The 1,076-nt window shown below is 36.9% G+C and carries 2 protein-coding genes; both read right to left on the bottom strand.

All coding sequences use genetic code 11. From position 1 onward, the window contains the following. The coding region (locus tag E1176_RS00745) for a DUF72 domain-containing protein (RefSeq protein WP_155208680.1) at positions 1–625 on the bottom strand (625 nt) is incomplete at its 3' end. 65 nt (positions 626–690) lie between these two features. Beyond that, positions 691–1,076 (bottom strand): PA2169 family four-helix-bundle protein (locus E1176_RS00740; protein WP_155208679.1); only part of this gene is annotated, 386 nt, incomplete at its 5' end.

The following is a 1,076-nucleotide window of genomic DNA, read 5'->3' as shown; positions in this document are numbered from 1 at the left end:
TTCTATCTGCTACATCTGTTATAACTGCCCCAATATTATTTTCTTTTAATAATTGAAATGTTTCGTCAAATATTGATTGGTCTTCAAACCAACTTTCATGTCTTATCTCTACAAAGAGTTTAAAATCTTCAGGCACATCTTCAATATAAGCCTTTAGACGTTCGAAATATTTGCCTGCAAAGTTTTCTGGCAATTGCATAAACGAAGGTCCCAGATTACCTTCAAACCCTGATATAGCCTCCAAAAAGTAGTCTGAATAGCGCTTAGCGTCATCATTTAATCTCTTGATATGCGTAACGTTTCGACTTACTTTCGGACAAAACATAAAGCCTTTTGGCGCTCTGGACGTCCAGCTTTCTACATTGGCTTTTTTAACTGAGTAAAATGTAGTGTTCATCTCAATGCTATTGAAATGCTTTACATACTCATCCAGAAAGTCATTGTCTTTTGTCCTTTTAGGATAAATAAGACCAACCCATTCTTTTCTCCCCCATTTTGCACAACCAACATGCACCTTAACACCACCATAGCCTTTTGCTAATACATGTTGTGTGTCTGCATGGTCAGCGGGTAAAGAAAGCTTTTTATTTTTTAACTCGTCTTCGGATAGTTTACCAAATTTCATGGTTTTGCCATTGTTGCCATATCAATTTATTCAATATTTCAACAAGTGACAATTAAGAACGCTTTTTAGACAGTAGCGTAATTATCCTTCAATTCTATGATTTGATAGAGCGCCTCGTCAATATTTGCTTTGTGAGCCACTAAAATTTTACGTGTTTCATCAGATAATCCTTCGACAGAAAGCGCCTGATTATAATACTCCCAATTCTCCATCTCTATCTTTCTACACTCAGATAATATCGCTTGCTCATTATCGGTAACAATAACGGCTTTTAGTCTCATCCAAAATCTCTCAACATTACCTTTGACGCTGGTCCCTTTATCTATCTCCCCTCCTAATCGCTTAATTTCACCTTTCAGGTCGTGGCCAAAGTGATATCTCTTCTTCTCAAAGCTTTTAAAAAATTCGATGAGTCTTGGGTCATCAACTTCCTCTTCAGCCTTCTTGTAGC

It is taken from the genome of Fulvivirga aurantia (assembly GCF_009711475.1).
Classification (GTDB): Bacteria; Bacteroidota; Bacteroidia; order Cytophagales; family Cyclobacteriaceae; genus Fulvivirga; species Fulvivirga aurantia.
Note: the sequence above shows the minus strand (reverse complement) of the source record. Positions and strands in the feature narration are given on the sequence as shown.